Source organism: Blastococcus sp. DSM 46786, from assembly GCF_900109665.1.
Classification (GTDB): Bacteria; Actinomycetota; Actinomycetes; order Mycobacteriales; family Geodermatophilaceae; genus Blastococcus; species Blastococcus carthaginiensis.
Window position 1 is genome coordinate 110041 of the sequence record NZ_FOAO01000017.1, and the last position, 8880, is coordinate 118920.

At 76.7% G+C, this 8880-nt stretch carries 10 protein-coding genes; 2 read left to right on the forward strand and 8 right to left on the reverse strand.

Annotated features, from left to right (window positions below):
• Window positions 1-32: 32 nt before the first annotated feature.
• The 4 genes from recN to BMW62_RS16130 are packed head-to-tail and all read right to left on the reverse strand — an operon-like array spanning window position 33 to window position 3886.
• The gene (recN, locus tag BMW62_RS16115) at window positions 33-1808 is read right to left on the reverse strand and encodes a DNA repair protein RecN (RefSeq protein WP_091932792.1); all 1776 of its coding nucleotides are present in this window, start codon (window positions 1806-1808) and stop codon (window positions 33-35) included.
• A complete protein-coding gene (locus BMW62_RS16120; RefSeq protein WP_091932794.1) occupies window positions 1783-2829 on the reverse strand; it encodes an NAD kinase in 1047 nt (348 codons plus the stop codon). Before BMW62_RS16120 ends, recN begins: the two co-directional genes overlap by 26 nt.
• Entirely contained in the window at window positions 2826-3623 is a 798-nt protein-coding gene (locus tag BMW62_RS16125) for a TlyA family RNA methyltransferase (RefSeq protein WP_091932797.1), read from the reverse strand. The genes BMW62_RS16120 and BMW62_RS16125 overlap by 4 nt, the downstream gene beginning before the upstream one ends.
• Entirely contained in the window at window positions 3623-3886 is a 264-nt protein-coding gene (locus BMW62_RS16130; protein ID WP_211435158.1) for a hypothetical protein, read from the reverse strand. Before BMW62_RS16130 ends, BMW62_RS16125 begins: the two co-directional genes overlap by 1 nt.
• A gap of 191 nt (window positions 3887-4077) precedes the next feature.
• Between BMW62_RS16130 and BMW62_RS16135 the strand changes: the two genes are divergently transcribed.
• Window positions 4078-4395, forward strand: a complete 318-nt coding sequence (locus BMW62_RS16135) for an alkyl sulfatase C-terminal domain-containing protein (RefSeq protein WP_244524086.1) — start codon at window positions 4078-4080, stop codon at window positions 4393-4395.
• 11 nt (window positions 4396-4406) lie between these two features.
• Here BMW62_RS16135 and BMW62_RS16140 read toward each other — a convergent pair whose 3' ends face one another.
• Both BMW62_RS16140 and BMW62_RS16145 read right to left on the reverse strand, forming a co-directional pair.
• Window positions 4407-5525: an HAD-IIA family hydrolase gene (locus tag BMW62_RS16140; protein ID WP_091932802.1), complete on the reverse strand. Its 1119-nt coding sequence runs from the start codon at window positions 5523-5525 to the stop codon at window positions 4407-4409.
• Entirely contained in the window at window positions 5522-5947 is a 426-nt protein-coding gene (locus BMW62_RS16145) for a tetratricopeptide repeat protein (protein ID WP_091932805.1), read from the reverse strand. The genes BMW62_RS16140 and BMW62_RS16145 overlap by 4 nt, the downstream gene beginning before the upstream one ends.
• A 113-nt stretch (window positions 5948-6060) precedes the next feature.
• On the opposite strand from BMW62_RS16145, the gene BMW62_RS16150 reads away from it, so the two are divergent.
• Complete coding sequence (locus BMW62_RS16150; protein WP_244524092.1) at window positions 6061-7359, forward strand: DUF1015 family protein; 1299 nt, start codon at window positions 6061-6063, stop codon at window positions 7357-7359.
• A gap of 16 nt (window positions 7360-7375) precedes the next feature.
• Here the strand turns inward: BMW62_RS16150 and BMW62_RS16155 are convergent, their stop codons facing one another.
• Together BMW62_RS16155 and BMW62_RS16160 are read right to left on the reverse strand one after the other, a co-directional pair.
• Window positions 7376-7735: a single-stranded DNA-binding protein gene (locus BMW62_RS16155; RefSeq protein ID WP_091932858.1), complete on the reverse strand. Its 360-nt coding sequence runs from the start codon at window positions 7733-7735 to the stop codon at window positions 7376-7378.
• A 98-nt stretch (window positions 7736-7833) separates the two neighbouring features.
• Window positions 7834-8766 (reverse strand): tetratricopeptide repeat protein, encoded by a 933-nt coding sequence (locus BMW62_RS16160; RefSeq protein WP_170852426.1) that lies wholly within the window; start codon window positions 8764-8766, stop codon window positions 7834-7836.
• Window positions 8767-8880 lie beyond the last annotated feature (114 nt).

Here is an 8880-nt window from a genome sequence, read left to right on the forward strand (position 1 = left end):
CTCCCCCGCTCACCCGCTCCGGGGAACGCCGGTCAACGGGCGGCGGCCGCCACGGCGAGCAGCTCCCGCGCGTGCGCCTGCCCGGTGTCGCTGTCGGCGAGGCCGGAGAGCATCCGGGCCAGCTCCCGCACGCGGTCCTCGCCGTCGACCGAGCGGATGTCGGTGGCGGTGACCCCGGCGCCGGTGTCCGGCGCCTTGTCGACGACCAGGTGGGTGTCCGCGAAGGCGGCGACCTGGGCGAGGTGGGTGACGACGACGACCTGGTGGTCGCGGGCCAGCCGGGCCAGCCGCCGCCCGATCTCCCCCGCGGCCTGGCCGCCGACCCCGGCGTCGACCTCGTCGAAGACCATGACCGGCACCGGGTCGGCGCCGGCGAAGACGACCTCGATGGCGAGCATGACGCGGGAGAGCTCACCGCCGGAGGCCCCCTTGTGGACCGGCCGCGGCGGCGCACCCGGGTGGGCGGCCAGCAGCAGCGCGACCTCGTCGATGCCCTCGGGGCCCGGGTCGTCGGGGTGGCTGTTGATGCTGAAGGAGACCTGGGCGCTCTTCATCGCCAGGCCCGCCAGCTCGTCCCCGACCTCGGTGGCGAAACCCTCCGCGGCCGCGCGCCGCCCCGCCGAGATCCCGGCGCCCAGGCGGTCGACCTCCGCGCGGGCGGCATCGCGCTCGGCCGCCAGCGCCTCGAGCGCCTCGTCGGAGACGTCGAGCTCGGAGAGCCGGCGCGCGGCGTCCTCGGCCCAGGCGAGCACGCCCGCGACGCCCGCACCGGGGTCGGCGTACTTGCGGACGAGCCCCGTCAGGGCGGCGCGGCGGTCGAGCACCTCCGCCAGGCGGGCGGGGTCGGCGTCGAGGTCGGCCACGTACCCGGCGAGCTGGCCCGCGACGTCGGAGACCACGGCGACGGCGTCCGCGAGATCCTGGGCGAGCATGACCAGCGTCGGGTCGTCGGAGCCGGCCAGGGCGCGCTCGGCGATGGCCAGCGCCGCGGTGGCGTCCTGCGGCACCTCGCCGGCGCCCAGGTCGCCGGTCACGTCGCCGACCAGGGCCATCCGCGCCTCGTCGGCCGCGGCGTGCAGCGCGTCGGCGTCGCTGAGCCGCTTGGCCTGGGTGTCCAGGGCCTCGTCCTCACCCGGTTCGGGGGCGACGTCGGCGATCTCCTCCAGCCCGTGCCGCAGCACGTCGGCGGCCTGCGCCAGCTCCCGGGCCTGCCCCCGCCGGCGGTCCAGGTCGGCGGCGAGCTCCCGCCACCGCTGGTGGGCGGCGCGGTAGCGGTCCAGGAGGGCTAGGTGGTCGGCACCGGCGTACCGGTCGAGCGCGCGGCGCTGCTCGGCGGGGCGGGACAGCCGCAGCTGGTCGGTCTGGCCGTGCACCGCGAGCAGGCTCTCGGCGAGCTCGGCGACGACGCCGACGGGGACGCTGCGCCCGCCCAGGTAGGCGCGCGACCGGCCCTCGGCGCTGACGGTGCGGGCGAGGATGAGGCTGCCGTCGTCGTCGGGATCGGCGCCGGCGTCGGCCGCCCGCGCCCAGGCGGGCGACTCCGGGGGCAGCTCCATCCGCCCCTCCACCCCGGCGCGGCCGTTGGCCCGGACCCGGCCGGGGTCGGCCCGACCGCCGAACAGCAGGGTCAGCCCGGTGACCACCATGGTCTTGCCGGCGCCGGTCTCCCCCGTGACCACCGTCAGGCCGCGGCCGAGCTCGAGGGTGACGTCGTCGATGGCCCCCAGTCCGCGGATGCGCAGCTCCGACAGCCGGCCGGTCGCCGTCGTCGGCGCCGTCCGTTCAGGCGTCGTCGTGCGTGCTGCCACCGCTCACCTCCCGCGCCGTCTGGTCCGGGTCGTCGACGGAGACCACCTCGCGGGTGAGCACGTTGCGGCTGGTGAACAGCTCGTGCCCCGGACCGGCGTGCCGGGCGTCGCGGAAGCCGCGGACGGGCAGCCCGAACTTCGCCACCAGACGGTCGCCGAACGCGGCGGCGTGCACGCGCGCGATGCGCACCGGCCGGCTCGCCCGGCGGACCTCCACGCGGCCGCCGTCGGGGACGTCGAGAGTGCGGCGCCCGTCGGCCGAGACGCGGGCCTGGTTGCCGTCGGCGGGGACCGCGACGGTGACCACCGAGTTGGGCGAGGTCACCAGCGGCCGGGCGAAGAGGGCGTGGGCGTTGCTGGGCACCAGCAGCAGGGCCTCCACGTCGGGCCAGACGACCGGCCCGCCGGCGGAGAATGCGTAGGCGGTGGACCCGGTGGGGGTCGCGCAGAGCACGCCGTCGCAGCCGAAGCTGGTCAGCGGCCGCCCGTCGATCGCGATGACGACGTCGAGCACCCGGGAGCGCTCCGCCTTCTCCACGGAGATCTCGTTGAGCGCCCACGTGCCGCTGACGACCATGCCGCCGCGGTCGACGACGTCGACCCGGATCGCCAGCCGCTCCTCGACCGAGTACTCGCAGTCCTCGATGGCGCTCAGGGTCTCCTCGACCGCCTCGGGCTCGGTCTCGGCGAGGAAGCCGACGCGGCCCAGGTTGACCCCCATCAGCGCGGCGTCGGTGTACCGGGCCAGCTCCGCGGCGCGCAGGAAGGTGCCGTCCCCGCCGAAGACCATGACGATCTCGGCGTCCTTCGCCGCGCCCTCGTCGCAGGGCACCACCTCGGCGCCGGGGATCTCCAGGTCGGGCGCCTCGTCCTCGAGCACCTTGACCCCGATGCCACCGCGGAGCAGCCGCGCCGCGGAGGTGCGGGCCAGCTCGACGATGTCCCGCCGTCCGGTGTGCACCGTGAGCAGGACCCGTCGGGGGCCCCGCTCACCGGTCGCTGCCGTGCTCGGCTCGGTCACTGCGGTCCCTCCTGGACTGCTCGACGGACGGCGTCCTCCTCGATCGGCGCGGCATCGGCCCGCAGCCACAGGAAGAACTCCACGTTGCCGGCCGGCCCCGGCAGCGGGCTGGCCACCACACCGGCGGTCCCCCAGCCCAGCGCCTGCGCCGCCCGCCCGACCTCCAGGACGGAGTGCACCCGGTGCTCCGGATCGCGCACCACGCCGCCGGCGCCGAGCCGGTCCCGGCCCACCTCGAACTGCGGCTTCACCATCGGCAGCAGGTCGGCGTCGGGCGAGGCGCAGGCGGTGAGCGCCGGCAGCACCAGCCGCAGCGAGATGAAGGAGAGGTCGGCGACGACGAGGTCCGCCGGACCACCGATCGCCTCGGGGGTCAGGGTGCGGACGTTGGTGCGTTCGTGCACCTGCACCCGGTCGTCGGTGCGCAGCGACCAGGCCAGCTCCCCGTACCCGACGTCGACGGCGACGACCTCGGCCGCCCCGCGCCGCAGCAGCACCTCGGTGAATCCCCCGGTGGAGGCCCCGGCGTCCAGCGCCCGCCGCCGCTCGACCGGCACCGGGAAGGCCTCCAGCGCACCCAACAGCTTGTGCGCGCCGCGCGACACCCACGAGGGCTCGTCCGGGTCGGTGCGCACCACCACCGGGGTGCCCGCCTCGACGCCGGTGGCCGGCTTGGTGGCCGCCTGCCCCGCGACGGCGACCCGCCCCTCGGCGATGAGGCTCACCGCGTGCTCCCGCGACCGGGCCAGGCCGCGGCGCACGAGCTCGGCGTCGAGCCGGCTGCGACGGGCCATCAGCGCGGGTCGATCGTGCCGAGCTCGCGCTGCAGGCGCGCGTGCTCGGCCTCGAAGACGGCGACGTGCTCGGACACGGGCAGCTCGTCGAGACCGTCCAGCCGGCCGTCGCCGCCGTCCGCGGGCGTCGTCCGGTCCTCCGCCGGCGCCTCGGGGACCCGCTCCGGTCGTGGCTCGGTCGACGGATCCCCGGGGACGGCGACCGGCGCAGGCCCCGGGCGGTACGGCCCGGGCACCGGTCGCGGGGCGGTCGGCTCGGTCACGGAGCACCTCTCGGGGGAACGGGTCGGGCAGGCCGGGACGGGCGCTCGCGGACGCGCCGGCGTCTGCAGCGGAGGTTACCGGCCGGGCACGACGTGGACGGGCTGGACGGAGCCTCGCGATAGCGTCGGGCGACCGCACCCGCCGCCGATCCCAGGGGAGACCGCTCCGCGTGGCCACCATGGACCAGTGCATGACCGCCCTCAGGGGCATCCTCGGCGACCTCGCCGCGAATCCCGCGGCGGCCGGGCTCGACCGCAGCCTGTCCTGCCGGCTGACCGACCTGGAGCAGGTGGTCCTCGGCCGGCTGAGCTCGGGATCGGTGCGGAACCTGCACGCCGTCCCCGACGGCGCGGGCGTGCCCAAGGCCGACATCCGGCTGACGATGACCAGCGACGACCTGGTGGCCCTCACCGACGGCCGGCTCTCCTTCGGTCCGGCGTGGGCCAGCGGGCGGGTCAAGCTCGAGGCGGGCCTGCGGGACCTTCTGCGGTTGCGCAAGCTGCTCTGAGCCCCGGCGGGTCAGCGCGCGCCGCCCGACGGCAGACCCCAGGCCAGGGCGCTCGCGGTCGCCGCCGCTCCGTGAGCGAGCACCCGCACCGCTGCTCCGTCCCCGGGGTGGGCGGCCCAGTGCGCGACGCAGAGCGCCCGCAGCCCGTCGAGGTCGTCGGAGCGCGATGAGGCCGTGTTCGCCGGGTCGGAATCGGGCCCGCGGAGCTCGAGCGCGTCCCCGCCTTCCGCCTGCCGGACCGTCCAGCCGCCGCACCGCCAGGTCGGGCCGTCCACCGTCACCGCCGGGTGCTGGTGGAGGAGGCCGGAGGCGTCGGCGGCGAGCAGATCGGGCCGGTGATCCGGCCCGGCGGCGACCAGCGTGGCCGGATCGGTCACCCCGGAGAAGACCAGCAGGCTGGCCGCTCCGGCGCGGCGTGCGCCCTCGATGTCGGTGTCCAGGCGGTCGCCCACCACCAGGGGGTGTTCCGCACCGGTGCGGCGGACGCACTCGGCGTGCATCGCCGGATCCGGCTTCCCCGTGACCAGCGGCTCCTGCCCCGTGACCTGCCGGACCACCGCGACCATCGCGCCGTTGCCGGGGAGCGGACCGCGCGGCGAGGGGATCGTGGCATCGGTGTTGGTCGCGACGTGCCGGGCGCCGTTGCGGACGGCGACGACGGCCTCGGCCAGCTGGGTCCAGCCCACCTCCCGTCCGTAGCCCTGGACGACCGCCTCGGGCCCGTCCTCCGCGCGCACGACCACCGTGAGACCGGCCGCCTCCAGCGCGGCGGCGACCCCCGGGCCGCCGACCGGGAGGACGCGCGCACCGGCACCGAGCAGCTCGGCCACGACGGTCGCCGCCGCCTGCGAGCTGGTGATCACGTCGCCGGGACCGGCGGGTACCTGCAGCTCGGTCAGGTGCGCGGCCACCTGCTCGGGCGTGCGGGCGGCGTTGTTCGTGACGAACCCGAGGCGCATCCCCTCGGCGCGGGCCCCGGCCAGCGCCGCGGGGACTCCGGGGACGGCGTCGGGCCCGACGTAGACGACCCCGTCGAGGTCGAGCAACGCCACGTCGTACCGCCGTGTCGGCGGCTGGGCGCAGCCGGCGGCCAGGGCCGGGAGCGCGGAGGGGCCGGCCTGGCTGGTCACGCGGATCCCCTCGTCCGGCGGGCCCGGACCTCGCGGAGCGCCCGCGCGTAGTGCGCGAGATCGGGCCGCATGGCGACGGCGAGCGCCAGCTGCTCGGCGGCCAGGGCCAGGTCGCCGGCGCGGCTGGCGGCCAGCCCGAGGCCGAACCGCGCGTAGTCGTCCGCGGGGTCGGAGGCGATGAGGCGGGTGAAGCTCTCGATCGCCTCCGGGTAGCGGTGGGCGTCGTACTGGGCGCGGGCCAGCGCCTCACGCACGCTGCGCGACCCCGGTTCGGCCTCCGCCGCGCGGGCCAGGAGGGTCGCCGCGGCGTCGGGGTGCCGGTCGGCGAGCAGTTCCAGGCCGCGGTGGTACCAGTCGTAGACGCCGCCGGCAGGCGCCTCGCGGCCTCCGCCGCGGTCCTCCGGTGCGCCTGCTGCTGGCACCGCCGCCCCCTTCCTCGACCACTGCCGGGCACCGCCGTGCGCCGGTCCGGGAGGAGCGACCGACGGCGACCGACGGTGGCGCTCCTACGATCCTCGTCGTGCTCTCGTCGTCGGTGGGACCCCGAACGCCACCCGGGTCGGGTCCGGGCCTGGAGGTCCGGCCGTTCCGGGCGCTGACCTACCGGAACCGGGATCCCGGGCACCTGGCCCGCGTCAGCTCGCCAGCCTACGACCTGGTGACCCCGGCCGGCCGCGCTCGGCTGGCCGACGCCGACCCGCACAACATCGTGCGCCTGATCCTGCCCCAGGTCGACGGGCGACAGGGAGACGCGGACGCGTCCGCCGATCTCGCCGCGACCACGCTGCGGTCGTGGCTCACCGATGGGGTGCTCGTCCGGGACGCCGCAGCCGCACTGTGGCTCTACGAGCTGCAGCCCGCCGATGGTGCGCCGGCCACGGTGGGCTGGCTGGGCGCGGTCGCCCTGCCGCCTGCCGGCTCGGCCGCGGTGCTGCCCCACGAGGACACCTACCCCGCAGCGGTCGAAGGACGCCGGGCGCTGCTCGCAGCGACGCGCACGGACCTGGAGCCGATCGTGCTCGCCCACGATCCGGAGCCGGACGTGGCCGAGGTGAGCGCAAGGGTGCAGCGGTCGGCCCCGACGATGGAGCTGCGCGACGGGGACGGGGTGCTGCACCGGTTGTGGCGGGTGGACGACGTCGCGACGCTCAAGGCGGCCACGCAGGCGCTGTCCCGCACCCGCGCGGTGATCGCCGACGGGCACCACCGGTTCGCGGCGGCGCGCGCCAACGCCGGCACGCAGGACGGTGCGGCGGGATCGGACGCGGTGCTCGCCCTGGTCACCCCGATGGGCCCTGGCGGCCTGCGGGTCGACCCGATCCACCGCGTGGTGCCGGATCTTCCCTTCGACGCCGCGGTAGTGGCCGCCGCCCGGGGTTTCGTCACAGCCGGGGTGCCGGTCGACGGGGCGGGCCCCGGTGCGGTCGTCGCGGCCGCGAGGGCGTGGCTCGGCGACCCGGCCGAGCGGGGGCTGCTGCTCAGCGACGGCGCCCGCCTGGTCCGGCTCACCGCCGCCGCTCCCGAGGTCCGGGCCGCCGTCCCGGCCGAGGAGCCGCCCGCCTGGCGCGACCTGGACGTGGTGCTCGCGCACCACGGGCTGCTGCAGGTGCTGTGGGCGCGACCGGACACCGTGGACGCCGTCGTGATCGCTCACGGGCTCGAAGAGGCCTTGGCAACTGCGGTGGAGCGCGCAGGCGTCGCCGTGCTGCTGCGTGCGCCATCGCCCACGGACGTGGCCGCGGTCGCGCGTGCCGGCGCCCGCATGCCGCGGAAGTCGACCCTCTTCGTGCCGAAGCCGCGCACGGGCCTGGTGCTGCGACCGCTCGCGGACTGAGCGGCAGAGCACCGCTTCAGGCCGTCTCCCCCGCCGCCCGCGCGGCCGATCGCGGCATCTTGCGTCCGCGCCGGCAGTTGACCTCGCACACCGACGCGGTGCCCGAGCCTGTGCGCCAGAAGCGCCGCTGCAGCGCGCCTTCCACCTCCACGACGTCACCCGGTTGCCAGGCCGCGACCCGACGCTGCAGCCCCCGGTCGTAGGTGATGCAGGTGAGGACGTCCACCGACCGGCCGCGCACGCTGGGCCCCGGCCGGCGCACCACCAACCGGAAGCTCACCAGCGCGTCGCCGCTCGGCAGGGTGCGCAGTTCTGCGGGGGCGGACAACCGCCCCCGCAGGACCACGTCGTTGCGATCGATCACAGCCACGGTCATGACCGCAGCCTGCTCGCCGGGATCGGCCACGGTGACCCGCCCGACCGATCTGTGGATGCCCATCGCGGGTGTGGACGAGCCCGACGATCCGGTCCGTGTCAGTGCTCCGGCTGGTCGTCCGCCGTCTCGCTCGGTCCCGCGCCGGCCGGGACGTCGTCGCCGGTCTCACCGAGCAGTTCGGCGACCTCCGCCTCGACTTCCGCGGCGAAGCTCATCGTCCAGGTGCTGTCGTCCTCGTCGGCCTCGGCGTCGGCTGCTGGGGACTCCTCATCGGGGAGTTCGCCACCGGGCACGGTGTCTTGGGAAGCTTCGTCGCCGGCGAGCGGGTCGCCAAGCCCCTCGCTCAGGTCGACCTCGGCGAACTCCACACCCAGGTCCTCACCTGCCAGCTCCGGGTCGATCGCCGCGATCGCCTCGAGCCACCGGTCGGCCTCTACGTCCTCGCCCTGGGCCCGCAGCAGCTCGGCGTAGGCGGCGGCCACCCGCAGCTTCCCCAGATCGCCGGCGTCCAGGGCCGAGGGGTCGGAACGGCCACCGAGGGCGCGCTCGAGGACGAGGCGGGCAGCGGCCGCCTCGCCCAGGTCCTGGCGGGCCCCGGCCTCGACCAGGCGGAGTTCCACGCTCTCCTCGTCGTCGACGGGCGCGGCGAGTGCCTCGTTCACCAGGCGGATGGCGACCTCAGGACGTCCGAGCGCCCGCTCGCAGTCCGCCAGCACCGCCCGGTAGCCCTGGTCCCCGCTCATGCGGCGGTAGGCGCGGATCTCCCGGGCGGCCTCGGCGTAGTCCCCGGCGTGGTAAGCCGCGACGCCCACCGCTTCACGCACGACGGCCAGGCGCGAGGCCCGGTCGCGGGCCGCCCGGGCATGGGCGAGCGCGGTCTCCGGGTCCTCGTCGACCAGGGTGCCGGCGACCACGAGGTGGCCGGCCACCGTCGCGGAGTTCCGCGGGTCCAAGCCGCGGAGGGCAGCGCGAATCGCCGGGTCCAGGTCTCGCGGGTCCGCCCACTCGGGGATCTCCGGACCAGCGGGCACGGGCGGTCGCCGGTCCTGCGTGGGCCGGTCTCCGGCAGGACGACGCTCGCGCCAGTCGCCCTGCGAGCGCTGCGGACGGTCACCCTGGGGACGGCGGTCCTGCCAGTCCCCGCG

What these genes read in the sequence shown, in the direction of transcription:
- BMW62_RS16135 (WP_244524086.1), top strand. Translation starts at nt 4,078, where the DNA reads ATGACCGCCCTCAGGGGCATCCTCGGCGACCTCGCCGCGAATCCCGCG.
- BMW62_RS16125 (WP_091932797.1), bottom strand. Translation starts at nt 3,623, where the DNA reads ATGGCCCGTCGCAGCCGGCTCGACGCCGAGCTCGTGCGCCGCGGCCTG.
- BMW62_RS16155 (WP_091932858.1), bottom strand. Translation starts at nt 7,735, where the DNA reads ATGACCGTGGCTGTGATCGATCGCAACGACGTGGTCCTGCGGGGGCGG.